Source organism: Bradyrhizobium sp. 31Argb (assembly GCF_043638955.1).
In the GTDB taxonomy this organism is placed as follows: Bacteria; Pseudomonadota; Alphaproteobacteria; order Rhizobiales; family Xanthobacteraceae; genus Bradyrhizobium.
Genome location: NZ_JBEGDB010000636.1, coordinates 1 through 969, shown reverse-complemented (window position 1 = coordinate 969; position 969 = coordinate 1). Strand labels below are relative to the sequence as shown.

The window sequence follows — 969 nt, the reverse complement described above, 5'->3', positions numbered from 1 at the left end:
TCACTTTGGCGTAGAGCTCACCAGGCCGCCGCCCAGCGCGCGCACTTCAAAACAAAAAGACAACTGTAATGCTAGCCAGATACATTCGATTTGCGACGGCCAAGGACGAAGATTTAACGCTCAGTGAGGAGGGCTTGGTCCAAATATCAAAACGGCTCCAGGCCGGCGTGCATCATCTGGAGGGGATGCTGTTCGATGTTCGAGACGTTGATCTCGACGCCTTCATATCCGATCAGCGCAGCCAAGGCTTAAGCCTGACGCGGACGGAAGCGATCCGCAAGATCCTGCGCGCCTACCTTGATGAGCGCGGATATGGTTCTGAAAGCAAGAAAAGCCCGCCGGCGTGAACCGACATTAGGACGTGGGCTCATTAAGACGCAGCCATAGCCCGATTGACGCGAGTTGAACGAAGGCAAGGTAGTTGGCGGCAAGCCTGTCGTAGCGCGTCGCCACGCGACGAAATTGTTTGATCCTGTTGAAGAACCGTTCGACCCGGCTGCGAGCGCAGTAGAGATAAGGGCTGAAGCAGATTGGATCGTTGCGGTTGCTTTTCGGCGGGATGTTGGCCCACGCGCCCTTCTTCACGGCAAGCTCCCTGATCCAGTCGGCGTCATAGCCGCGGTCGGCAAGCAGCATTGACCCGGATTTCGGACGAGACAGCAGTTTTCCGGCAAGTCGAACGTCATGGGCCTCACCGGCGCTCAGCGAATGAGCGCACGCAGCCCGCAAAGTCGCTGATGCCATTGTCGAACGACCGCGATGTTAGCTGCGGTGCATAAATCCGCTTGTGGCTCTTCTCGGACATTGCTGGCAAGCAGCTAGGCGGCACGCCCCGGCCAATGGACTCTGGTACGGATTGGCGCAATCCTGCGGTCGCAAATAGTCCCAGTGCAGGGTAAGCGGTAAGAGCTCCCACGTCCGCAGTGATCAGCGGGCGCGTGCGTAGCGGATCGGCATCCAGTATTGGCG

General features: G+C 58.3%; 2 protein-coding genes. One reads left to right on the top strand and one right to left on the bottom strand.

Annotated elements, in window-relative coordinates:
- The first annotated feature begins 68 nt into the window (after nt 1-68).
- Complete coding sequence (locus AAFX91_RS41990; protein WP_394570388.1) at nt 69-347, top strand: hypothetical protein; 279 nt, start codon at nt 69-71, stop codon at nt 345-347.
- Nucleotides 348-354: 7 nt separating this feature from the next.
- Here the strand turns inward: AAFX91_RS41990 and AAFX91_RS41985 are convergent, their stop codons facing one another.
- Nucleotides 355-744 (bottom strand): IS5 family transposase, encoded by a 390-nt coding sequence (locus AAFX91_RS41985; RefSeq protein WP_283813490.1) that lies wholly within the window; start codon nt 742-744, stop codon nt 355-357.
- Nucleotides 745-969: the final 225 nt, after the last annotated feature.

Bases quoted from the DNA above. Each gene is read 5' to 3' on its own strand.
- AAFX91_RS41985 (WP_283813490.1), bottom strand. From the start codon at position 744: ATGGCATCAGCGACTTTGCGGGCTGCGTGCGCTCATTCGCTGAGCGCC.
- AAFX91_RS41990 (WP_394570388.1), top strand. From the start codon at position 69: ATGCTAGCCAGATACATTCGATTTGCGACGGCCAAGGACGAAGATTTA.